At 71.1% G+C, this 23,406-nt stretch carries 19 protein-coding genes; 13 read left to right on the plus strand and 6 right to left on the minus strand.

Annotation, left to right across the window (positions count from 1 at the left end):
* Positions 1-13: 13 nt before the first annotated feature.
* The 11 genes from JIX55_RS18550 to JIX55_RS18600 all read left to right on the plus strand — a co-directional run bounded on the left by JIX55_RS18550 (position 14) and on the right by JIX55_RS18600 (position 15,893).
* Positions 14-955, plus strand: a complete 942-nt coding sequence (locus JIX55_RS18550; RefSeq protein ID WP_443046450.1) for a carbohydrate ABC transporter permease — start codon at positions 14-16, stop codon at positions 953-955.
* Between the two features lie 4 nt (positions 956-959).
* The gene (locus JIX55_RS18555) at positions 960-1,850 is read left to right on the plus strand and encodes a carbohydrate ABC transporter permease (RefSeq protein WP_257564425.1); all 891 of its coding nucleotides are present in this window, start codon (positions 960-962) and stop codon (positions 1,848-1,850) included.
* Positions 1,851-1,857: 7 nt separating this feature from the next.
* Positions 1,858-3,123 carry a 6-phospho-beta-glucosidase gene (locus JIX55_RS18560; protein ID WP_257564426.1) on the plus strand — a complete coding sequence of 422 codons (1,266 nt, stop codon included), beginning with the start codon at positions 1,858-1,860 and terminating at the stop codon, positions 3,121-3,123.
* A gap of 86 nt (positions 3,124-3,209) precedes the next feature.
* On the plus strand, positions 3,210-4,166 hold the full coding sequence (locus JIX55_RS18565) for an N-acetylglucosamine kinase (RefSeq protein WP_257569376.1): 957 nt from the start codon (positions 3,210-3,212) through the stop codon (positions 4,164-4,166).
* A 274-nt stretch (positions 4,167-4,440) separates the two neighbouring features.
* Positions 4,441-5,925: a hypothetical protein gene (locus JIX55_RS18570; protein WP_257564427.1), complete on the plus strand. Its 1,485-nt coding sequence runs from the start codon at positions 4,441-4,443 to the stop codon at positions 5,923-5,925.
* A 35-nt stretch (positions 5,926-5,960) separates the two neighbouring features.
* Positions 5,961-6,995: a glutamate ABC transporter substrate-binding protein gene (locus JIX55_RS18575; RefSeq protein WP_257564428.1), complete on the plus strand. Its 1,035-nt coding sequence runs from the start codon at positions 5,961-5,963 to the stop codon at positions 6,993-6,995.
* Positions 6,996-7,048: 53 nt separating this feature from the next.
* Positions 7,049-8,374 carry a hypothetical protein gene (locus JIX55_RS18580; RefSeq protein ID WP_257564429.1) on the plus strand — a complete coding sequence of 442 codons (1,326 nt, stop codon included), beginning with the start codon at positions 7,049-7,051 and terminating at the stop codon, positions 8,372-8,374.
* Complete coding sequence (locus JIX55_RS18585; RefSeq protein WP_257564430.1) at positions 8,371-11,022, plus strand: serine/threonine-protein kinase; 2,652 nt, start codon at positions 8,371-8,373, stop codon at positions 11,020-11,022. Before JIX55_RS18580 ends, JIX55_RS18585 begins: the two co-directional genes overlap by 4 nt.
* 3 nt (positions 11,023-11,025) lie before the next feature.
* Positions 11,026-12,342, plus strand: a complete 1,317-nt coding sequence (locus JIX55_RS18590) for a PP2C family serine/threonine-protein phosphatase (RefSeq protein WP_257564431.1) — start codon at positions 11,026-11,028, stop codon at positions 12,340-12,342.
* Positions 12,343-12,484: 142 nt separating this feature from the next.
* Positions 12,485-13,867, plus strand: a complete 1,383-nt coding sequence (locus JIX55_RS18595) for a vWA domain-containing protein (protein ID WP_257564432.1) — start codon at positions 12,485-12,487, stop codon at positions 13,865-13,867.
* Between the two features lie 115 nt (positions 13,868-13,982).
* Positions 13,983-15,893 carry an FHA domain-containing protein gene (locus JIX55_RS18600; protein ID WP_257564433.1) on the plus strand — a complete coding sequence of 637 codons (1,911 nt, stop codon included), beginning with the start codon at positions 13,983-13,985 and terminating at the stop codon, positions 15,891-15,893.
* A 99-nt stretch (positions 15,894-15,992) separates the two neighbouring features.
* Here the strand turns inward: JIX55_RS18600 and JIX55_RS18605 are convergent, their stop codons facing one another.
* Positions 15,993-16,973 (minus strand): methyltransferase domain-containing protein, encoded by a 981-nt coding sequence (locus tag JIX55_RS18605; RefSeq protein WP_257564434.1) that lies wholly within the window; start codon positions 16,971-16,973, stop codon positions 15,993-15,995.
* Between the two features lie 143 nt (positions 16,974-17,116).
* Between JIX55_RS18605 and JIX55_RS18610 the strand changes: the two genes are divergently transcribed.
* Together JIX55_RS18610 and JIX55_RS18615 are read left to right on the plus strand one after the other, a co-directional pair.
* Complete coding sequence (locus JIX55_RS18610) at positions 17,117-17,530, plus strand: globin (protein WP_257564435.1); 414 nt, start codon at positions 17,117-17,119, stop codon at positions 17,528-17,530.
* Positions 17,531-17,663: 133 nt separating this feature from the next.
* On the plus strand, positions 17,664-18,128 hold the full coding sequence (locus JIX55_RS18615; protein ID WP_257569377.1) for an NAD-binding protein: 465 nt from the start codon (positions 17,664-17,666) through the stop codon (positions 18,126-18,128).
* Between the two features lie 19 nt (positions 18,129-18,147).
* Here the strand turns inward: JIX55_RS18615 and JIX55_RS18620 are convergent, their stop codons facing one another.
* The 5 genes from JIX55_RS18620 to JIX55_RS18640 form a co-directional block, all read right to left on the minus strand.
* Positions 18,148-18,840: a hypothetical protein gene (locus JIX55_RS18620; protein WP_257564436.1), complete on the minus strand. Its 693-nt coding sequence runs from the start codon at positions 18,838-18,840 to the stop codon at positions 18,148-18,150.
* The gene (locus JIX55_RS18625; protein WP_257564437.1) at positions 18,837-19,247 is read right to left on the minus strand and encodes an acyl-CoA thioesterase; all 411 of its coding nucleotides are present in this window, start codon (positions 19,245-19,247) and stop codon (positions 18,837-18,839) included. The genes JIX55_RS18620 and JIX55_RS18625 overlap by 4 nt, the downstream gene beginning before the upstream one ends.
* Before the next feature lie 2 nt (positions 19,248-19,249).
* Positions 19,250-20,914, minus strand: coding sequence for an energy-dependent translational throttle protein EttA (ettA, locus tag JIX55_RS18630; protein WP_257564438.1), 1,665 nt, complete (start codon positions 20,912-20,914; stop codon positions 19,250-19,252).
* A 241-nt stretch (positions 20,915-21,155) separates the two neighbouring features.
* Positions 21,156-22,586: a TQXA domain-containing protein gene (locus tag JIX55_RS18635; RefSeq protein ID WP_257564439.1), complete on the minus strand. Its 1,431-nt coding sequence runs from the start codon at positions 22,584-22,586 to the stop codon at positions 21,156-21,158.
* 290 nt (positions 22,587-22,876) lie between these two features.
* Entirely contained in the window at positions 22,877-23,350 is a 474-nt protein-coding gene (locus JIX55_RS18640; RefSeq protein ID WP_257564440.1) for a single-stranded DNA-binding protein, read from the minus strand.
* Positions 23,351-23,406 lie beyond the last annotated feature (56 nt).

Genomic DNA, 23,406 nt, shown 5'->3' on the forward strand with positions numbered 1-23,406 from the left:
GCATACCGTGCGCGTGTCCAGTGGCACGCTCCGTGCGAAGCGCCGCCGGTCGGCGCTTCGGACGGTGGCCTTCCTGTCACCCTGGCTGATCGGGTTCGGCGTCTTCTTCGCCTATCCGCTGGTGTCCACCGTGTACTTCTCGCTGATGAAGTACGACGGCTTCGGTACACCGGTCTTCCGCGGCCTGGGCAACTGGGCCTACGTCTTCAACGACTACCCGATGTTCTGGCCGGCCCTGCGCAACACCCTCTGGCTGGTGCTGGTGATGGTGACGTGCCGGGTGGTGTTCGGGCTCGGCGTCGGCCTGCTGATCACGAAGATCAGGACCGGGGCGGGCGTCTTCCGCACCCTCTTCTATCTGCCGTACCTCGCGCCGCCGGTCGCCGCGACGCTGGCCTTCGTCTTCCTCCTCAACCCCGGGACCGGGCCGGTCAACTCCGTTCTCGACGGCCTGGGTCTGCCGACGCCCGGCTGGTTCACGGACCCCTCCTGGTCCAAGCCGGCGCTCACCGCGCTCGCGCTGTGGGGTGTGGGCGACCTGATGGTGATCTTCATGGCCGCGCTGCTCGACGTACCGAAGGAGCAGTACGAGGCCGCCGAGCTGGACGGGGCGTCGGCCTGGCAGCGGTTCCGGTACGTGACGCTGCCGAGCATCTCGCCGATCGTGATGTTCGCCGTGGTCACGGGCGTGATCCAGACGATGCAGTACTACACGCAGCCGCTGGTGGCCGGGAAGGTCGCCTCCGGCATCATCGGCGGCTCCGGTCAGCAGTTCGAGCCGGGCTACCCGGACAAGTCGACCCTGACGCTGCCCCAGCTCGTCTACAACCTCGGCTTCCAGCGCTTCGACTACGGCTCCGCCTGTGTGGTCGCGCTGGTGCTGTTCGCCCTCTCCATGGCGTTCACCGCGCTGCTGATGCGGCGCCGGGGCGGACTCATCCAGGCAGGTGACTGACCCCATGACCCAAGTCCTCGACAAACCCGTGGAGTTGACGGCCATCCCCGCGAGCGAGCGGACCGCCCGCCGCCGGGCGCTCCTGGAGTGGATCGCCGTCCACTCCCTGGGCATCGCCGCCGCGCTCTTCTTCACCCTGCCCTTCGTGTTCGTCGTCCTCACCTCGCTGATGAGCGACCAGCAGGCGCTCACCCGCGATCTGGTCCCGGACACCTGGGAGTGGAGCAACTACCGGCAGGTCCTCGACGCCCCCGGCTTCCTGACCTGGTGGAGGAACACCCTGATCTACGCGGGCCTCGGCACCGTCCTCACCGTCGTGTCGTCCCTCCCGGTGGCGTACGCGCTCGCCAAGTTCCGCTTCCGGGGCCGTAATCTGGCGCTGATGCTGGTCATCTCGATGATGATGCTGCCGCCGCAGGTCGTAGTGATCCCGATGTACCTCTTCTGGGCGAAGCAGCTGGACCTGTCGGGCTCGCTGTGGCCGCTGATCATCCCGATGGCGTTCGGGGACGCGTTCTCCATCTTCCTGCTGCGGCAGTTCCTGACGACCATCCCGAACGAGTACCTGGACGCGGCCCGGGTCGACGGCTGCGGCGAACTGCGCACCCTGCTGCGGGTCGTCCTGCCGATGGCCAAGCCGGGCATCGCGGCCGTCGCCCTCTTCCAGTTCTTCTACGCCTGGAACGACTACTTCGGCCCGCAGATCTACGCCTCCGAGAACCCGGCCGCCTGGACACTCAGTTATGGCCTGGAGTCCTTCAAGGGCGCGCACCACACCGACTGGAATCTGACCATGGCCGCGACCGTGATGGTCATGGCCCCCGTGATCCTCGTGTTCTTCTTCGCCCAGAAGGCGTTCGTCGAAGGCGTCACCCTGACCGGAGTAAAGGGTTGATACAAGTATGAAGCTCTGCGTGGTCGGCGGAGGGTCGACCTACACACCCGAACTCGTCGACGGGTTCGCCCGGCTCAGGGACACGCTGCCGGTCGAGGAGCTGGTGCTCGTCGATCCGGCCGCCGACCGGCTGGAGCTGGTCGGCGGCCTGGCCCGCCGTATCTTCGCCCGGCAGGGCCACCCCGGGCGGATCGTCACCACCGGCGACCTGGACCGGGGCGTCGACGGCGCCGACGCCGTCCTCCTCCAGCTCCGCGTCGGCGGCCAGGCCGCCCGCGAACAGGACGAGACCTGGCCGCTGGAGTGCGGCTGCGTCGGACAGGAGACGACCGGCGCGGGCGGTCTGGCGAAGGCGCTGCGCACGGTCCCGGTCGTCCTGGACATCGCCGAACGGGTCCGCCGTACGAATCCGGACGCCTGGATCATCGACTTCACCAACCCGGTGGGGATCGTGACCCGCGCCCTGCTCCAGGCCGGCCACAAGGCGGTCGGCCTGTGCAACGTGGCCATCGGCCTGCAACGGAAGTTCGCCGCGCGTCTCGGCGTGGCCCCGGCCGAGGTGCACCTCGACCACGTGGGCCTCAACCACCTCACCTGGGAGACCGGCGTACGCCTCGGCGGCCCCTCCGGCGAGGACGTCCTGCCGAAGCTGCTGGCCGACCACGGCGACACCATCGCCGCCGACCTGCGCCTGCCCCGCCCCGTCCTGGACCGCCTCGGCGTGGTCCCCTCCTACTACCTGCGCTACTACTACGCCCACGACGAGGTCGTACGAGAACTGCGTACGAAGCCGTCGCGGGCGGCCGAAGTCGCCGCGATGGAACGGCAGTTGCTGGACATGTACGCCGACCCGGCGCTCGACGAGAAACCCGCGCTGCTCGCCAGGCGCGGCGGAGCCTTCTACTCGGAGGCGGCCGTCGACCTGGCCGCGTCGCTGCTGGGCGACGGAGGCAGCACGTACCAGGTGGTGAACACCTACAACCACGGCACGCTGCCCTTCCTCCCCGCCGACGCGGTGATCGAGGTGCAGGCGGCCGTCGGCGGGCAGGGCGCGGCACCGCTGCCGGTGCCGACCGTGGACCCGCTGTACGCGGGCCTGATGGCGAACGTGACGGCGTACGAGGACCTGGCCCTCGACGCGGCCCTGCGCGGCGGCCGGGACCGGGTGTTCCGGGCGCTGCTCTCCCATCCCCTGGTCGGGCAGTACGAGTACGCCGAGACCCTCACCGACCGGCTGATCGCGCACAACCGGGAGCACCTCGCGTGGGCGTGAGCGATGGCGTGCACACGGGTTCGACCGCGGGCGTGCGCGGGCGCGGGCACGGGCGCAATGACGGGAGCGACGCCGGGCGCGGGAGCGTGCTCGCCGTCGACGCGGGCAACAGCAAGACCGACGTCGCCGTGATCGCGCCGGACGGGGAGGTGCTGGGCGCGGCGCGCGGCGGCGGTTTCCAGCCCCCGACGGTGGGGGTGACGACGGCCGTCGACGGCCTCGCGGACGTCGTACGGCAGGCCTTCGCCGAGGCCGGGGTCGGCTCGGTCGACCATGTGTCGGCTTGTCTCGCCAACGCCGACTTCCCCGTGGAGGAGGAGCGGCTGGCGGCGGCGCTGCGCACGCGCGCGTGGGGCACGACCGTGGAGGTCCGCAACGACACGTTCGCGATCCTGCGGGCCGGTGTGGCCGAGCCGCGGGGCGTGGCCGTGGTCTGCGGCGCCGGCGTCAACTGCGTCGGCATGCGCCCCGACGGCCGTACCGCCCGCTTCCCGGCGCTCGGGCGTATCTCCGGTGACTGGGGCGGCGGTTGGGGCCTCGCCGAGGAGGCCATGTGGCACGCGGCCCGCGCGGAGGACGGCCGGGGCGGCCCGACCACGCTGGCCCGCGCGCTGCCCGCGCACTTCGGCCTGGACTCCATGTACGCCCTGATCGAGGCCCTGCACCTGGAGGACATCCCGGCCGCCCGTCGCCACGAACTCACCCCGGTCCTCTTCGCCACGGCGGCCGCCGGCGACCCGGTGGCCCGCGCGCTGGTGGACCGCATGGCCGAGGAGGTGGTGGCCATGGCGACGGTGGCCCTGACCCGCCTGGATCTCCTCGGGGAGGAGACCCCCGTCCTCCTCGGCGGCGGCGTCCTCGCCGCCCGGCATCCCCTCCTCGACGCGCGCGTGCGCGAGGCGCTGGCGACCGCCGCACCCAAGGCCGTCCCCCGGGTGGTCACGGCCGCCCCGGTGCTGGGCGCGGCACTGCTCGGCCTCGACCACGTGGGCGCCCCGAGGACCGTCCACGCGCGCGTGCGCACGCATTACGAAGGAGGGTGACCCGGCGGCCCGCGCCCCCGAATCTTCCCCTCGAACGCGTTCGAACCCCCAGGGAACCGAACCCCACCGGAGCGCGTATTCATGGGCAGGGGGTGGTGCGGGAAGCCTTCTGCTGCGCCGGAATTCGACAAGCACAGCGCGTACGGACACGATCGGGGAACAAGATCGCGTCAAAACCTGTGCGATGTCAGTCCCGACGACGATACTTGCGGCCGTGCACCTCTGTCCGTGCGAGCGGGCGGACGTGATGGACGGATGACCAGGGGGAGGTCAGGTGACATACACGCCGGAGGGCAGCGCGCCACCGTCGGCTCCACCCGCGGGCCCGGGCCCGGCCGTGCCGCCGCAGGCCACGCACGCGTCCCGGCCGCCCGTGCCGTCCCCGGCCCCGGACGGCGGCCCGCCCCGCCGGACGGCGTTCGCTGAGGGCGTCGACCAGTTGCGCGCCGCCGCGACGACCGAGCCCGGCCGGCTGCGCATCATCGGCGCCGTCCTCGCCCTCCTGGTCGTCGCGTTCGGTTCCGTCACCGCCTGGCAGATGAACGACCGTTCGACCGCCGCCGACGACGTGCTCCACGGCAGCCAGCCCCTGAGCTCCGCCGCGGCCCGCATCTACAGCTCCCTCGCCGACGCCAACACCGCGGCCTCCAGCGGCTTCCTCGCAGGCGGCCAGGAGACGAAGGAGTCGCGCGAGAGATACGAGCGGGAGATCCGGGAGGCCGCCGACAATCTGGCCGTCGCCGCCGCCGCCTCGGAGGCCGGTTCCGACTCCGAGGAGCGCGTCGCCAAGCTGAACGCCCTGCTGCCGGAGTACAAGGGCCTGGTCGAGCGGGCCCGCGCCAACAACCGGCTGGGCTACCCGCTGGGCGGCGCCTACCTGCGCTACGCCAACGACAAGATGCAGGACGCCATGCTCCCGGAGGCGAAGAGGATCTACGACAACGAGAACCAGCGGCTGCGTGACGACTACGCCGACGCCACGTCGTATCCGTGGGCCGCGATCACTCTCGGTGTCCTCGCCATCGGTGGCCTCGGCTGGGCCCAGCGGCGCAACTACCAGCGGACGAACCGGGTGTTGAACCACGGCCTGGTCGCCGCGACGGCCGCCTCCACGGTCGTCCTGCTGTGGCTGGTCGCCGGCCACACCGTCGCCCGCTCGGGCCTGAACGACTCCTACGACAACGGCGTGCAGTCGCTGACCGTGCTGAACGACGCGCGCATCGCCTCCCTCACCGCCCGCGGCAACGAGAACCTGACGCTGATCAGCCGGGGCGCCCAGACCGTCACGATCAAGGTCAAGGGCGAGGACGTGGTGGTGGACGAGTTCGACCACGACTTCACGACCGACATGACCGAGCTCAAGTCGCGGCTGGCCACCGCCGAGAAGATCGCCGACGACGACAGTGGCGAGAAGCCCGTGCAGGCCGCCGTCGCCAACATGAAGGTATGGCTGGAGCGGCACGAGAGCGCCCGCGACGCCGATGAGACGGGCGACTACCAATGCGCCCTCGACCAGGTGATCGGCGGCGAGGCGACGGCAGAATGCCCGCAGGGCGACAAGCCGACGGGGGAGTGCTTCGACAAGGTCGACGAGAACCTGGACAGCGCGAGCAAGCACGAGGAGAACGAGTTCAAGCTGGCGGCCCAGGGCGGCCGGAACGCCATGCTCGGGCTCCCGGTGGGCGCCGCGGTCCTGGCCGTGCTGGGCGCGGCGGGCGCGGTGCTGGGCATCGGGCGCAGGCTTTCGGAGTACCGGTGACGACGGCGGAAGGAGACACGGTGGAAGGGGGAGCGATGAATGCGGTACGACGCCTGCGGGCCGGCCTCCGGGGCTGGGGCGGCGTGGGCGCGATGGCGGTCCTCTGCGCCCTGACCGTGGTCTTCGCCCTGGTGCTGCCGGTGAGCGGGACACGCGGCGACGGCACCACGGGCACCGGAGGCCAGGGCGTCGCCCAGGGCACCCAGGCGCGGGCGGACGAGTGCGACACCATGGTCGATCCGCAGAACCAGAGCCTCAGGCCCTCCTCCGACGAGTCGGGTACGACGATCACGAAGATCAAGGAGAAGGGCTACCTCACCATCGGCGTCGACCAGAACAGCTATCGCTGGGGCTACCGCGACCCGAACAACACGACCGCGGGCGCCGAGTTGGAGGGTTTCGACATCGACATCGCGCACCGCATCGCCGAGGAGATCCTCGGCGACCCGAACAAGGTGCGCTTCAGGGCGATTCCCACGAACCAGCGCATCCCCGCGATCCAGTCGGGGCAGGTCGACATGGTGGTCCGCACCATGACGATCAGTTGCACGCGTATGAAGGAAGTCGCCTTCTCCCAGCCCTACTTCGAGACCGGACAGCAGGTCCTGGCCCCCAAGAGCTCGACGATCAAGGGCTACGACAAGACGCTGGCGGACCAGAGGATCTGCTCGGCCAGCGGTTCCACCGCGCTGGAGAACCTGGACGCCGACCAGAAGTCCGGCAAGCTGCCCGCCTCCGCCGACATCACGTCCGTCAACCCGCCCAACCAACTCGACTGTTTGGTAAGGCTCCAGCTGGGCGAGGTCGACGCGGTGGTGACCGACGGCGCGCTCGCCGCGAGCCAGGCGGCACAGGACCCGACGGTCGAGTTGAAGGGCGAGCCGTTCACCACCGAGTACTACGGCGTGGCGATGAACCTGGAGGCGAAGGATCTGGTACGCCGGGTCAACCAGGTGCTGGTGGACTATCTCAAGGACGGCTGGCAGGACTCGTACACCAGGTGGCTGTCCGCGACGCTGGGCGACAACTCGACGAACTCCCGACCACCGGCCCCCCAGTACGGGGACTGAAGGCGACTGACCGAACTCCAATGACCGACACCGACAGCAGCGAGAGGTGATCGATGGGCGTCGCGGGATCCACCGGGCCGGTGATGGACCGGGACGAGGTGGACCGTGCGCTCGCGCGGCTCGGCGCGGAGCACGAGGCCATCGAGACCTCGCTGCTCGCCCTGCAGGACCACGCGGGCCGCAGGCTGCTCGAAGGCGCCGAACTGACCGGCGTCACCAAGGAGCGCTGGACCGCCGCGGAGGCGTCGATCACCCTGCTGTGGGCGTACTTCGACGCGTACACGGACGCGCTGCACTCCGCCCGCGCGATCCGTTCGCGACGCCGCTGGTCCAGCCGTGAGGACCTGGTGGAGCTGACCGAGCTGCTGCGCGGCGAGGCCGTCACGGTCGCCGGCAGCGCCACGGCGATGGCGAACGCGCCGACACTGCAGGGCGCGAGCCGGCTCAGCGAGCATTTCTCGCTGGTCACCCTCGTGGACCGGATGAACGACCTGTACGCGTCCTCGCTGGACATGGTCGTGGCCGCCGACGCGGTGTGGTCCGCGCTGCCCGCCCGGATCGATCTCCTGGCCGCCGAGCTCCAGCGCACCCGCCAGCTCGCGCACTCCGTCGGCGTACGCCCCGGCGAGCACCCGGCCGGCGACGACCTGGAGCGCATCACCCGCACCCTGACCAGGCTCCGCGAGGAGGTCATCTCCGATCCGCTGGCCTTCTGGGTCCCGGCGCCGGGCAGTTCGGCGCCCGGCGGCGGCCGCCCGGACACCTCGACGTACGACCGTGAGGCGCGTGCCCTGGAGGACGTACGGCGGGAGATCGACGCCGTGCTGACGGTCCGGCAGGACGCGGAGTCACGGCTGGTGAAGCTGCGCGACGTGCTCAGCCGCGCGGACCGTACGCTCGCCGAGGCGCGCAGCGCGCGCGGTGAGGTGCTGGCCAAGATCGCCGCGACCGAGGTGCCCGTGGTGAGCGGCCCGCCGACGGTCCTGCAGGAGCAGCTGGCCATGGCGGCCGAGTACCGCAGACACGCGCAGTGGCACCGGCTGTCCCCGCTCCTGGAGTCCCTGGAGCGGAAGGCCGACGACGAACTGCTGCGCGCCCGCGAGTCGTTGACGTCGGTCACCGCGCCGCTGGCGGTCCGCGCGGAGCTGCGCGGCCGGCTCGACGCGTACAAGGCGAAGGTCGCCCGGCACGGCTTCGCGGAGGACTCGCTGCTGGTCGAGCGGTATGACGCGGCGCGCCGCATGCTGTGGAGCGCCCCCTGCGATCTGCGCGTCGCCGAACAGGCGGTGCTGCGCTACCAGCACGCGGCGGCCGAACTGCTGGGCACCTCGGTGCCCGGCCCGCGCGTGCCCCAGGACCGGAGGGAGGAGGAATCGTGAGTCAGACGGAGGAAAGCCAGGCAGGCGAAGAGGGTCAGCAGCAGTCGTGTCAGCGGCCCGGCTGCTCGGGATCGTACGAGGACGTGGGCGGCGGCGAGCTGTACTGCGACACCTGCGGTCTGGCACCGGTCGTCTCGGCCGGCGGCATGGTCTCCTCCCCGCCCACCGGCATCACCGGGGGCGGCAAGGGCTCGCGCGGCTCCGGCTCCAGCAGTTCACGCTCCTCGCGGGCGTCCGGGCGCTCCTCGCAGTCCCGGCGCTCGGTCTCCGGCCGGCTCTCACGCGCCCTGTCGGGCAAGTCGACGGGCCGCTCGGTGTCGGTGCGCAGCTCCGGCAAGACCGCCGGTTCCTCGGGGCGGGCGCGGCTCGGTGTCGGTCTCGTCCAGGTCCCGGACGTGCCGCGCCCGGACCCACGCTCGATGGTGCTGGAGACCGCCGAGGTGCCCGAGCGGAAGCGGTTCTGCTCGCGCTCCGACTGCGGGGCACCGGTCGGGCGGGCGCGCGGTGAACGGCCGGGGCGCACGGAGGGCTTCTGCACCAAGTGCGGCCACCCGTACTCCTTCGTGCCGAAGCTGCACTCGGGCGACATCGTGCGCGGTCAGTACGAGGTCGTGGGCTGTCTCGCGCACGGCGGCCTGGGCTGGATCTACCTGGCCATAGACCGGGCGGTCTCGGACCGCTGGGTCGTGCTGAAGGGCCTCCTCGACACCGGCGACCAGGACGCGATGGCCGCCGCGATCTCCGAGCGCCGCTTCCTCGCCGAGATCGAGCACTCCAACATCGTCCGCATCTACAACTTCGTCGAGCACCTCGACCAGCGCACCGGTTCGCTGGACGGGTACATCGTCATGGAGTACGTCGGCGGCAAGTCCCTCAAGGAGATCGCCAACGGCCGCCGCACGACGGACGGCCGCCGCGACCCGCTGCCGGTCGAGCAGGCGTGCGCGTACGGCATCGAGGCCCTGGAGGCCCTCGGCCACCTCCACAGCCGCAACCTGCTGTACTGCGACTTCAAGGTCGACAACGCGATCCAGACCGAGGACCAGCTCAAGCTGATCGACATGGGCGCGGTGCGCAGGATGGACGACGACGAGTCGGCCATCTACGGCACGGTCGGCTACCAGGCCCCCGAAGTCGCCGACGTCGGCCCGTCGGTGGCCTCCGACCTGTACACGGTCGCCCGTACGCTCGCGGTCCTCACCTTCGACTTCCAGGGCTACACGAACGTCTTCGTGGACTCCCTGCCCGACCCCGACAACATCGAGGTGTTCCGCCAGTACGAGTCCTTCTACCGTCTGCTGGTACGTGCCACCGACCCCGACCCGGCCCGCCGGTTCGCCTCCGCGCAGGAGATGTCGGAGCAGCTGACGGGTGTGCTGCGGGAGGTCGTGTCCCTCCAGACGGGCCGGGCGCGCCCCGCGCTGTCGACGATCTTCGGACCCGAAGTGAAGGTCACGGACACGGAGTTGTTCTCGGAGCTGGACGGGGACGTGTCCCGGTTGGGGACACGGGTGGTTCCGGTGGTGAAGGGTCCGCGGCGGGGCAAGGCGGCTGCCGGGAACGGTGGTTCGCCTTCCGGATCGCTTGCCGGGAACGGCGGTTCACCTTCCGGAGTACTTGACGGAAGCGGCGGTTCACCTTCCGGATCGCCCGCGTCGCCGACCGGTGGCCCGCCCGTCCCCGTACGGCTCACCAAGCAGCTCGACACCGCAGCCGCCGCCCTCGCGCTGCCCGTCCCACGGGTGGACTCCGGGGACCCGAACGCCGGGTTCCTGGCGGGGCTCATCGCCTCCGCGCCCACCGAGCTGATCACGGCGCTGCACGCGGCGCCCAGCGGCTCGCTGGAGCTGCGGCTGCGGGAGCTGCGGGCCCGGCTGGAGATGGGTGAGTTCACCATCGCCCTGGCCACGCTGGACGCCCTGGAGCGGGACCACCCCGACGACTGGCGGGTGGTCTGGTACCGGGGCGTGGCCGCGCTCGCCACCGGCGACCACGAGAACGCCGCACTGTCCTTCGACGCCATCTACGACGCCTTCCCGGGCGAGCCGGCCCCCAAGCTGGCCCTCGGCCTGTGCGCCGAGGTGCTCGGGCAGCTGGACAACGCCGCCGAGTACTACCGCCTGGTGTGGACGACCGACCCCAGCTTCGTCAGCGCCGCGTTCGGGCTCGCCCGGGTGCGACTGACCGCCGGGGACCGGCAGAAGGCCGTGCACACCCTGGAGTCCGTACCGGAGGCGTCCATCCACTACACCGCCGCCCGGGTCGCCGCCGTACGGGCGCGGTTGAGACATCGCACGGAGGCGGCGCTCGCGCCCGGGGCCGCACCGGACGCGCCGTTCCTGGACGACCTGACCGCCGCCGCCGGGCAGGTCGAGGCGCTCGACGAGTACGGTCTGGACGCGGTGCGCCGCGAGCAGTTGTCCACAGAGGTCCTTGGCTGCGCCCTGGACTGGGTACTCTCCGGGGGCCAGGCTGCCGCGCCCCCGGACGGCGAGCGGGTGCTGCTCGGCAGCGCGCTGGACGAGCGCGGCCTCCGCTTCGGACTGGAGCGGTCGTACCGCACACTGGCCCGGCTCGCTCGAGGCGGCGAGGAGAGGATCGACCTGGTGGAACGTGCCAACCGTTACCGCCCCCGGACGTGGGTGTAGTTCATGTCGCAGATGCCCCAGCCGACCGCGCTGACGAAGTGCCCGATCTGCGAGTGGCCCCTCGCTTCGGACGACCGCTTCTGCGGTGCGTGCGGCCATGACCTCTCGGCGGCGCCCGCGCCGCCGGCGGACCAGCCGACCATCACCATGAACGGGACGGCGGGCGACCCGCCCGACGAGGCCGCGTCCGTGGCCTGGCCCGTCGCCTCCGAGCCCAGCTCCGACACGCCCCCGCCGGTGGTCCGTCCCACCGACATCCAGGGCACCGACTCGGGCGGCGGCGACCTGTCCGGTCCGGGGCGGGGCGTACGGTTCGACCGGCCCCGCGAGCCCGACGAGTACCCGCTGGCCGCGCCCCAGCCGCCGGACCCGCGCACCGCCGACCTGGCCACACCACCGGCCGGCACGAAGGTGTGCGTGGCCTGCCGCGCGGGCCATGTCGACCGGGACGGCTACTGCGAGAACTGCGGGCACGCCCAGCCGCGGGAACGCGACCACATGGAACTGGAGTTGGGTGCGGTCGCCGCGGTCAGCGACCGGGGCCTGCGGCACCACCGCAACGAGGACTCGTTCGCGATCTCCTCGACCGCGCTGCCCGACGGCTCCCCCGCGGTCCTGGCGGTCGTCTGCGACGGCGTGTCCTCGGCGACCCGCCCCGACGACGCCTCGCTCGCCGCCGCCCGCGCCGCCAACGAGACGCTCCTGGACTCCCTGCCGCGCGGCACCCACCCGCAGCAGGCCATGCACGACGCGATCGTCGCCGCCTCCAACGCCGTGAACGCCCTGGCGGAGGAGCCGGAGACGGCGCAGGAGCACGCGCCGCACCAGAACGCGCCGGCGTGCACCATCGTCGGCTCCGTCGTCACCCCGAGCCTGCTCGTCGTCGGCTGGGTCGGCGACAGCCGCGCCTACTGGGTCCCGGTGGACCGCAGCGCGCCCCCGGCCCGGCTCACCGAGGACGACTCGTGGGCGGCGCAGATGGTGGCCGCGGGGCTGATGAACGAGGCCGAGGCGTACGCCGACGAGCGCGCCCACGCGATCACCGGCTGGCTCGGCGCGGACGCGTACGAACTGGAGCCGCACACCGCTTCCTTCAAACCGGACCGGCCGGGTGTAGTGGTGGTGTGCACCGACGGACTGTGGAACTACGCGGAGGCCGCCGACGAGATGGCCGAGGCCGTGCCCCTGGACGCGGCCGGGCGACCACTGCACTGCGCGCAGGTTCTGGTAGGCCATGCGCTCGACGGAGGTGGCCACGACAACGTAACAGTGGCCGTCCTGCCGTTCCCGGCCCCTCCTCAGGGGGCAGGATCGGCCTGAGGGCGCGCGCGGGCGGGGTGCTCGCGGGCGCCTCGGCGGCCGGACGGGAACGGCCGACGGGCCGGAGGGGACCGGTCCGGTCACAGGCACGCACAGTCATCACCCCACGTGCTGTGGGGCCGCTAGGGGGATCAGAGTAGGCATGGCCAATTTCTCGAAGTCGAACGTGCCGCAGTTCTCGGTCGAGGTGTACCAGAACGAGTACCTGCCTGAAGGCGGCCGCGAGGTCAACGCCATCGTGACGGTCAGCGCGACCGGCGGGGGCACCATCGGCAGCGCGGTCGCCGCGCCGCACCTCTACTCGCCCGGCCAGGGCCCGTCCGCCGCCGTGGCGATCATGGTGGACTGCTCCGGATCGATGGACTACCCGCCGACCAAGATGCGCAACGCCCGGGACGCCACGGCCGCCGCCATCGACACCCTGCGGGACGGCGTCCACTTCGCGGTGATCGACGGCACCCATGTGGCCCGGGAGGTCTACCCCGGCGGCGGCCGTCTCGCGGTCGCCGACTCCGCCACCCGGGACCAGGCCAAGCAGGCGCTGCGCAAGCTCAGCGCGGGCGGCGGCACCGCGATCGGCACCTGGCTGAAGCTCGCCGACCGGCTGCTCGCCTCGGCCGACGTCGCCATACGCCACGGCATCCTGCTCACCGACGGCCGCAACGAGCACGAGTCGCCCGAGGACCTGAAGGCCGCGCTGGACGCCTGTGCCGGACGGTTCACCTGTGACGCGCGTGGAGTCGGGACCGACTGGGAGGTCAAGGAGGTCACCGGGATCGCCTCCGCGCTGCTCGGCACCGCCGACATCGTCGCCGACCCGGCTGCCCTTTCCGCCGACTTCACGCAGATGATGGAGGCGGCCATGGGCAAGGAGGTCGCGGACGTCGCCCTGCGGCTGTGGACCCCGGTCGGCACGCGGATCAAGTTCGTGAAGCAGGTGGCGCCCACGGTCGAGGAGTTGACCGACCGTCGCACCGAGGCCGGGCCACGCGCCGGGGACTACCCGACCGGCTCGTGGGGAGACGAGTCCCGTGACTACCACGTGTGCGTCGAGGTCCCGGCCGCGACCCTCGGCCAGGAGATGCTGGCCGCCCGCGTCTCACTCGTCATCCCCCAGCCCGGGGGCACCTCCCGCTCGAGCGGAGCCGAGAGCGGGGCGGGCTCCGCGCAGAACCTCGGCGCCCAGGGCCTGGTGAAGGCCGTGTGGACGGACGACATGGTCGCGTCCACATCGATCAACCCCCAGGTCGCGCACTACACGGGCCAGGCCGAACTGGCACAGGTCATCCAACAGGGTCTCGATGCCCGTAAATCCGGTGATTTCGACGGAGCAACGGCCAAGCTGGGACGGGCCGTTCAGCTCGCGAGTGCGTCGGGGAACGCGGATACTGCGAAACTGCTTGCGAAGGTGGTGGACGTCGTCGACGCGGCGACAGGTACTGTGCGACTGAAGGCGAAGGTCACGGAGGCCGACGAGATGACTCTCGAGACTCGGTCGACAAAGACTGTTCGTGTAAAGAAGTAAGAGACACAGCACCACCATCACGACATACCGAAGCCGGCGAACCTGGCTCCCCCACCGGGGATCCGGACAGCGGGACCCGGCCGAGAGGCCGGAAAGGAGAGGGGGAAGCGCCGACATGCCGACCTGCCCGAACGGACACCAGTCGGGTTCCGACGACTGGTGCGAGGTCTGCGGTCACCGTATGGCCGGTGCCGTACCCCCGCCGCCTCCACCACCGCCGCCTCCGGGCGCCGGTTACGGATACCCGCCGCCCGGCTCACCTCCCCCGCCTCCGGGCGCGGGCGGTCCCGGTGGCCCCGGTGGACGCCCGCACCTCGCCGCACAGTCGGAACTCTGCCCGCAGTGCCGCACGCCCCGTGAGGGCGGCGCGCCCTTCTGCGAGGAGTGCCGCTGGAACTTCCTGACCAACACGGCGACGACGTACACGCCGGCCGCGCCGCGGCCTCCGGCGCCCGGTCCCGGCGCGGGGCCGGGTGGTCCCGGTCCCGGCGGGCCCGGTCCCGGTGGACCTGGCCCCGGCGGATCTGGTCCCGGCGGACCTGGACCCGGTCCGGGTGCCGGTCCCGGTGGGAATCCGGCGCTCCGCTTCCAGCAGCCGCCTCCGCCGTCCTTCGGCGGCGGTGACGGGTACGACTACCAGAGCTCGCGCCCCTCGCAGATGAATCGTCCCGCCGAGCCGATCCCGCCGTTCGGCGGGGCACAGTCGGGTCCGGGTGGGCCCGGTGGGCCCGGTGGATTCGGCGGGCCTGGTGGTCCCGGAGGTCCCGGTGGGCCCGGTGGGCCCGGTGGGCCCGGGGGCAACAGCGGTCATGGTGGGCCCGGCCGTCCGGGTGGGCCTGGCGGTCCCGGTGGGCCATCGGGGCAGGGAGGTTCCTCCGGGTTCGGTGGCGGGCCTTCCGGTCAGCCCGGGCAGCCTGGTCCGGGTCAGTCCGGGCAGCCTGGTCACGGCCAGTCTGGTCAGCCTGGTCACGGCCAGTCTGGTCAGCCTGGTCACGGCCAGTCTGGTCAGTCCGGTCCGTCCGGGTTCGGTGGAGGTCCGTCTCGGCCCGGTCCCTCGGGCTACGGTGGCGATCCTTCGCGGCCCGGACCTTCGGGCTTCGGCGGCGATCCCTCACGACCGGTTCCGCCGCCGCCCGGGCCTACGCCGGGCGGGCCTGGTGGGCCTGGTGGGCCTGGAGGACCCGGATTTCCCGGCGGGCCCGGGGGACCTGGTGGTCCTGGAGGCCAAGGCCCTGGGGGTCAAGGTCCCGGTGGCCAAGGTCCCGGTGGCCAAGGTCCCGGTGGTGGTCCGGGGGCCGGTGGGGCGCCGCAGGCGTTCCAGCAGTCGGCGCCGTCGGCTCCGCCCGCGTTCCCGCAGGAGACCCGGCGACCGCAGCACGGAGGCCCCGGCGGAGCGGGCGGTCCTGGTGGCCCCGGTGGTCCGCAGTCCGGCGGTGGGCCGTCCTTCGGTGGCGACGACGACTGGGTGATCTCCCCGCCGTCCTCGACGGGTCCGGGTGGATCCGGTGGTCCCGGTGGACCTGCCGGTCCCGGCGGTGCGGGTGCTCGCCCCGGTGACTACGGCTACCCGCAGCACGGTGCCACCCAGGCCCCGCCCGGCCCCTCGTACCCGCAGGCGCCGACGACCTGGAGCGCGACCATCGGCCCGGACCGCGACTACTTCATGGCGATGATGCAGCGCTCGGGTCCCGAGGCCACGGGCCTGAACCTGCCCGCGTACTCCCCCGAGCAGCAGCGCGCCCTCACCGGCAACCAGATCACCATCGGCCGTCGCCGCCACTCCACCGGCGACACCCCCGACATCGATCTCTCGGTGCCGCCGGAGGACCCTGGCGTCTCCCACCAGCACGCGGTGCTGGTGCAGCAGCCTGACGGCAGCTGGGCGGTCGTCGACCAGAACTCCACGAACGGAACCACGGTCAACGGCTCCGAGGACCCCATCCAGCCCTTCGTACCGGTCCCCCTCCAGGACGGGGACCGCGTACACGTGGGCGCGTGGACGACGATCACGATCCGCCGGGGCTGACCGGCCCGCACCAGCGAATCGATCAGGGCCGACTGAGCAGCTTCAGTCGGCCCTGATCTGTCGGCAGTCGGTAGCCGCTCGCCGGTAGCCGGTAGCCGGTCACGGGAGAGACCAGGCGTACGGTCCCTCCGGGTCGTCCAGCCAGGCCCAGGCATGCTCACCGCGGACCGTGATGCCGTAGCGCTCGCGGGCGGGCATCCCCTCGCGCTGCCAGAGCGCCAACGCCTCGTGCGGGTCGAGGCTGCCCGCCGTGAGGGCCAGCAGGAACCGGAAGAGTTCGTGGTCCCTGGCCCGGTGCGGCAGCCCGCCGAGGTGCGGACGCACCGCCTCCGGCCCGCTGCCCCCGCGCAACGGCACGAAGTACGCGGACGTGTGCAGGAAGCGCCCCTCCGCGTGCTCGGCGTCCTCGACCCGCAGTCGTGCCAGCCCCGTGGCGAGCGGCGTCAGGATGCGTGCGCCGGGGGCGCACTGGGCGAGCCAGGGGCGCGGGATCGAGTGCAGTGTGCAGGTCGCGATGATCCGGTCGTACGGCGCCCGCTCGGGCACCCCACGCGCCCCGTCCCCGGTGACGACGGTCGGGTGGTACCCGGCGGCGTCCAGATGCCTGCGCGCCGCCTCGGTGATGTCGGCGTCCAGGTCGACGGTGGTGACGAGGTCGTCCCCCAGCCGGTACGCGAGCAGCGCGGCGTTGTAACCGGTCCCGGCGCCGATCTCCAGCACCCTGTTGCCGTCCTCCACCTCCAGCTCGGCCAGCATCTTCGCCATCAGCGAGGGCTGGCTGCTGGAGGAGATCAGCGCCCCGTCGCGCACTCGTGTGGCGAGCGGGACGTCGGCGTACGCGCCCCGCACCCAGCGCTCACGCCGGCGGGGGTCGCGTTCCTCGCCCCACAGCCGTTCGAAGCCCCCCATGACGCCGACGTAGTAGTACGGGACGAAGAGATGCCGGGGAACGCTCTCGAACGCCTTCCGCCAGTCAGGGTCGGCGTCCCAGGCCCCGCTCGCCTCGATCTCGCGCACCAGCGCCGACCGGGCCTCGGCGGCGAGGCGTTCCAGGTCGTGGTCCACAGCGTGCGTGCCCATACCTCCACTGTGCGGCCCGACGCCCCCAGAGGCGAGCACCACGGCACACGGGTCCGAAATCAACCGGTCCAGGATCGACCGGTCCGCACGCCGGCTCTTGGATGGTCCTAAGCCTTGAGTCCTCGGTCTCCGCGTCTGAGACCATGGGGGACGTGAAAGAGATTCCGCGCGGCACGCTGCAGGAGCAGACCTTCTACGAGCAGGTCGGTGGCGAGGAGACCTTCCGGCGCCTCGTGCGCCGTTTCTACGAGGGTGTCGCCGAGGATCCGATCCTGCGGCCGATGTATCCCGAGGAGGACCTGGGCCCGGCCGAGGACCGCTTCGCGCTGTTCCTGATCCAGTACTGGGGCGGCCCCACGACGTACAGCGAGAACCGGGGCCATCCCCGACTCCGCATGCGCCACGCCCCATTCGCCGTCGACCGCGCCGCCCACGACGCCTGGCTCCAGCACATGCGCGTCGCCGTCGACGAGCTCAACCTCTCCGAGGAACACGAGCACACGCTGTGGAAATACCTCACGTACGCGGCCGCCTCGATGATCAACTCACCGGGCTGATCGGCCGCCGAGTCGGCGCCGGTCCCCTGGCGGCTTCAAACTCGACGTCGCCCAGTTCCACGACGAATCCCACTGCGAAGGCCGTCGCCCTCGCCGCAGCCTCGGCCTCGATCCCGCCACCGTCGTCGAGAGCCTGCGCCACGGCGCCGCCGGTTCGTTCCTGTTCGGCGACCGAGGCCCCCGCATGGTCGAGACGTACGCGAGCGACGTAGCCCCCGAGGTGAAGACCCGTCTCGACATCTTCGTGAAGGACATGGGGATCGTCACCGGCATCGCCAAGGACGCCCACGTCCCCGTCCCGCTCGCCTCCGCCGCCCAGCAGCTCTACCTCCTCGGCGAGGCCGCCGCCTGGCCGCCCACGACGACTCCTCGGTCGTCACCGACCTGCCCACCGGCCGACTCTCTCTGGTCGCCCTGGCGATGGGGGCGGGCGGTCTCGCCGTCTGGCACATCGACGACGCGGGCTATGAATGTTCACCAGGCTCGCCGGCCTGGACGCGGCGGGCGGACTGCGCACCTGGACGGTCCTCACCACGGTCATGGGCGGCATCGGGTTCGCCCTGAGGGCCGCCGCCCGGCCCTTCGTCCAGCGGAGTAGCGGCGCCCGGGAGGGACGCTCAGCGGACGCTGACGTCCAACGCCCCAAGTCCCGCCCTGCGTACGGCGATCGACCCGTACGGCGTGCGCAGCCGGAGCCACGCGCCCGACGAGAACAGTCCGAGCGAGGCCACGTCGGGTGCGCCGGGGGTCCGCGCGGGACGGAGGAAGCCGAGCGACTGGGCCGCGTGCACGGCCCGCACCGGCAGATGCGTGTCCCCGACCGTCCGGGACCAGATCTCCCGCCCGATCCGGTCGAGCTCGGCCCGCGTACGCCGCTCGGGCGCCAACTCCTCGGTACGGGAACGGAATTCCCTCACCGCCGTGGAGACCATCGCCCGCAACGCGTCCGGCGCGGGCAGCCCCGCCTCCGGCCGCCAGCCGCCGCGCGGGGGGAGCACCCCGGCCCACGGAGGCCCGGTCACCGCTCCCGGAACGACGGCCGTACCCGCCGGCTCGTCGATGGACTCCAGGAGTTCACCGGCCGACACCGTCACGTCGAGGGTGACGTCGAGCCCGTTCTCGTACGGCTTGGCGAGGCGCACCGCGCGGATCGCCAGCACCTCGAAGGACGGTGGCCGGCCGAAGACGGCCAGTGCGGTGCCGGCCGCCTGGAGGCGCACCGCCGCTCCGCGGTCGTAGTGGACCAGCCGGGAGAGGAAGGCCGCGAGATCCGCCGCCTCCCCCTCGTCGGCGAGGTGGAGCACCGTCATGCGGCGACGGCCTCCTCCTCGTCATCCCTGTACTCCTCCAGGAACTCGCGCTCCTCGGAAGTGATCCGCCGGGGCCGCTGCGTCGCGAAGTCGAACGGCACTATCACCGTCGAGGCCCGGACGTAGACCTGGTCCGGGTCCTTGACCTCGTAGGTGATCGTGAACGACGCCGCTCTTATCTCCGTGACCCACAGCTCGATGTCCACCGGCTGGTGCCGGTGCACCAGTTGCCGCTTGTAGTCGATCTCATGGCGTGCCACCACGGACCCCTGCTTGAAGTCCTTCTCCGGGCGGAACAGGAAGTCGATACGGGCTTCCTCCAGGTAGCGGAGGAAGACCACGTTGTTGACGTGGCCGTACGCGTCCATGTCCGCCCAGCGCAGTGGGCAGCGGTAGATGTGCCGCAAGATCAGCCCCGAGTCAGCTTCTTGTAGGTGGCGCGGTGCGGACGGGCGGCGTCCGCACCGAGTCGCTCGATCTTGTTCTTCTCGTACGACTCGTAGTTGCCCTCGAACCAGAACCACTTGGACTCTCCCTCGTAGGCGAGGATGTGCGTCGCCACGCGGTCCAGGAACCAGCGGTCGTGGGAGACGACCACGGCGCAGCCGGGGAACTCCAGGAGCGCGTTCTCCAGCGACGACAGGGTCTCGACGTCGAGGTCGTTGGTCGGCTCGTCGAGGAGCAGCAGGTTGCCGCCCAGCTTGAGGGTGAGCGCCAGGTTGAGGCGGTTGCGCTCACCACCGGAGAGCACCCCGGCCGGCTTCTGCTGGTCCGGGCCCTTGAAGCCGAACGCGGACACGTAGGCGCGGGAGGGCATCTCGACCTGGCCGACGTTGATGTAGTCCAGTTCGTCGGAGACGACGGCCCACAGCGTCTTCTTGGGATCGATGTTCTCGCGGCTCTGGTCGACGTAGGAGATCTTGACCGTCTCGCCGACCTTGATCGAACCGGAGTCGGGCTCCTCCAGACCCTGGATCATCTTGAAGAGGGTCGTCTTGCCGGCGCCGTTCGGGCCGATGATGCCCACGATGCCGTTGCGCGGCAGCGTGAAGGAGAGGTCGTCGATCAGGACCTTCTCGCCGAAGGCCTTGCTGAGGTTGTTGACCTCGACGACCACACTGCCCAGGCGCGGGCCCGGCGGGATCTGGATCTCCTCGAAGTCCAGCTTCCGCATCTTGTCGGCCTCGGCGGCCATCTCCTCGTAGCGGGCCAGACGCGCCTTGGACTTGGCCTGACGGCCCTTGGCGTTGGAGCGGACCCACTCCAGCTCTTCCTTGAGCCGCTTGGCGCGCTTGGCGTCCTTCTGGCCCTCGACCTTGAGACGGGTCTGCTTGGTCTCCAGGTACGTGGAGTAGTTGCCCTCGTAGCCGATCGCGCGGCCGCGGTCGAGCTCCAGGATCCAGCCCGCGACGTTGTCGAGGAAGTACCGGTCGTGGGTGACGGCGACGACGGTGCCGGGGTACTTCGCGAGGTGCTGCTCCAGCCACTGCACGGACTCGGCGTCCAGGTGGTTGGTGGGCTCGTCGAGCAGCAGCAGGTCGGGGGCTTCGAGCAGCAGCTTGCACAGCGCGACGCGACGGCGCTCACCACCGGACAGGTTGGTGACGGGCCAGTCGCCGGGCGGGCAGCCCAGAGCGTCCATGGCCTGCTCCAGCTGGGTGTCCAGGTCCCACGCGTTCGCGTGGTCCAGGTCCTCCTGGAGCTTGCCCATCTCGTCGAGGAGCGCGTCCGAGTAGTCGGTCGCCATGAGCTCCGCGACCTCGTTGAAGCGCTTGAGCTTGCCCATGATCTCGGCGGCGCCGTCCTGCACGTTCTGCAGGACCGTCTTGGACTCGTCCAGCGGCGGCTCCTGCAGGAGCATGCCGACGGTGTAGCCGGGCGACAGGAACGCGTCACCGTTGGAGGGCTGCTCGAGGCCCGCCATGATCTTGAGAACGGTGGACTTACCGGCACCGTTCGGGCCGACCACACCGATCTTCGCGCCGGGCAGGAAGCTCAGCGTGACGTCGTCAAGGATCACCTTGTCGCCGTGCGCCTTGCGTGTCTTGCGCATCGTGTAGATGTACTCAGCCAAGAGAAACCGTCCGGCAACTTGAAATCTGGCAGTGGGCAGTACCACCCATCTTGCCGCACGGCCAGCCCTCGACGGAAACCGGATAGTGAACCCCCTCGGACGAGCGACGCGACCCCGGCGCCTTGAGGGCGTACCGGGGCCGCGTCGAACTCGCGTGTCACCGAGCGGTCACTCACTGTTGAGTTGCCAAGGAGCTCTTTCTCTCACGGATCCACTTCGCGGATGACCAGCGGTTCCCTCTTCACGGGTTCCGCTTGCGAAGGACGATCATCACCGCGCCGCCGATCACGACCAGGCCGATGGCGATTCCGCCGATCACCGGGGTCGCGCCGGAGCTGCCGGTCTCGGCGAGGTCGGTGCCGGAGTCGGCGGCCGCGTTGCCGCCGACCGTCGCCGGGCTCGGCTCGCTCAGCGTCTGGACCGAGTCGCCGCTCTCACTCGCCTCGGTCTCCGTCTGGCAGTCGAGCACGCCCTGGAACCGCTTCGCGAAGCCGTTCGGCCCCTTGATCGTGAAGTCGTACGCCTGGTCCTCCTGCAGCGGGATCGTCACCGTGCGGGTCTCGCCCGCTTCGATGGCGTACGTGATGCCCATCAGCTCGAAGGTGAAGGGCTTGTCGCCCTGGTTGGCCGCCGTGATGTCCAGGCCGCCCTCGGCGCAGTTCTTCTCGGCCGAGAGTGCGGGTATGGCGCCCTTCTCGGCCCAGTGCCCGGTCGCCGTCGCGGAGACCGTGGACTCGCTGGAGCCCGCGAGGATCTGGGTCTGGCTGCGGGTCCCGGAGGCGAAGGCGCGGCCGACCGGCACGGTGGTCGAGGCCTGCACGGTCAGCTCGGCCGAGCCGTCCGCGGCGTCCTCGGGCACCTCGAAATACAGCTCGCTGCCGTCACCGGCCGAGGTCACGGCCTCGCCGTCCGCGTCGACGACCTTCACACCGTCCGCCGTCGCGTCCACGGGCGGGGTCACGGTCACGGCGTCCGCGTTGGTGTGCACCGTGACCGGGCCGAGCCGCTCGCCCGGTCGGCCGGAGACCGCCGACGGGTCGAGGGTCAGCGAGGCCGCCGGCTCCGCCAGGTTCCGCGCGCTCCTCTCCAGGTAGTCCGCGAGCTTCTCGGCCTCCGGGTCCAGAGCCGTCACATCGGCCCCGTCCGAGTACCGCCAGATCGCCACCTGCGTACCGGTGGCCGCGTCCTGTTCGGTGAGGCTCTTGGCGCCGGCCTTGCCGGCGAGTGCCGCGAGGTCGTTCACCTGCGGGTAGGAGTTCTGCAGGATCCAGCGGATCTTGCCCGCGTCCTTGTTGGCGTTGAGCGAGGTGCCGCTCCAGGGGGTCTCCTGGTACTTGGCGTCCTTCTGCGTCGGGTTCTGGACGTCGACGCAGTACGTCTGCAGGGTGCCGCCGCCGTCGACGAACATCTCGAACAGGCCTGCGGGAAGCTGTTGTTCCTCGCCGTCGGCACGGAACACGGCCGTCCCGTACGTCTTGAGGCCGCCTATGGTCGCGGTCGCTCCGCCCGAACTCTGCGCCGTCTCGTCGGCGGCGGCCGGGCCCGCGGTGACGATCGCACCCGCGACGACGATTCCCGAGGCGAGTGACACGGCGGCGAGGCGGGCCGCCCCTCGCCTGGGCGCGGAGCACCCCGACCACACGGCGAACGACGCCGAGAACGAAGAAACCACAGAAATTCCCTTCGAGCAGGACCCGTTGACGTGGGGGGTGTGGTCCCACCAGCAGAAATCAGACGCCCCGTGAGCTATGCCCGGCATCCTAGGGATGCGGCGCACCACTCTTCCCAGTCGTATCGTCGGACAACCGATCCGAATCGGAATCGTTATCGGTTGCACAGCTCGCGAACAGCACTTATCGACAAATTGATGAGCCATGTGCGAGGACCGATCGCAATGCATTCGTCGATAAGCCGCAGTTCAGCCAGGGCGTTGGTTATCGGGCGTACGCCCACGATCTGACGTCACGTCACCCCCGCTGGCTCCGGCCGTAGTTCGGACGCGGCGTCGAGTCGGCTCTCGGGCGGCGATGTCTCCCAGTTCGGCTCCGGCTGGGACTGGCCTGTCACCGCCGTTTCACCACGGGGTGTCCGTCGGAACGCCGATGTGCCCCGCGACAGGTCGTGCCCGATCGCGACCGCGTCGACGTCCGCCGAGACCCAGCTCTGTCCGTCCCGCTGTTCGGTGCGCACCTTCAACCGCCCCTGCACCACGACCGGATCACCCAGCGACACCGACGACCCCACGTTCGCGGCGAGTGTGCGCCTCGCCCACACCGTGAAGAAGTTGGTGTGACCGTCGGTCCACTCGCTCTTCTCCCGGTCCCAGTACCGCGAGGTCACCGCCAGCCGGAACCGGGCCGACGAACCCGTCGACAACTCCCGGCAGACCGGCTGCGTCGCCACGTTCCCCACCACACACACCATCGTCTCGTTCATCTCGCGAACCCTCCTTCGCGCCGGCACCGACGCCGGTGCCGACCGGACACGCGTAC

This window comes from Streptomyces sp. DSM 40750, assembly GCF_024612035.1.
Taxonomy (GTDB): Bacteria; Actinomycetota; Actinomycetes; order Streptomycetales; family Streptomycetaceae; genus Streptomyces.